This window comes from Staphylococcus gallinarum (assembly GCF_000875895.1).
GTDB classification, from domain to species: Bacteria; Bacillota; Bacilli; order Staphylococcales; family Staphylococcaceae; genus Staphylococcus; species Staphylococcus gallinarum.
The window spans coordinates 1-241 of sequence record NZ_JXCF01000098.1; the positions used below are offsets into that span (position 1 = coordinate 1).

1 rRNA gene is annotated in these 241 nt (G+C 49.8%); it reads right to left on the reverse strand.

Annotation, left to right across the window (positions count from 1 at the left end):
- Nucleotides 1–241: ribosomal RNA gene (locus SH09_RS13580) — 23S ribosomal RNA — on the reverse strand; the annotation flags it as partial.

The window sequence follows — 241 nt, forward strand, 5'->3', positions numbered from 1 at the left end:
TTTCTCCGCTACCCACAACTCATCCGCTCACTTTTCAACGTAAGTCGGTTCGGCCCTCCATTCAGTGTTACCTGAACTTCAGCCTGGTCATGGGTAGATCACCTGGTTTCGGGTCTACGACCAAATACTCAACGCCCTATTCAGACTCGCTTTCGCTACGGCTCCACATTCACTGCTTAACCTTGCATCAAATCGTAACTCGCCGGTTCATTCTACAAAAGGCACGCCATCACCCATTAAC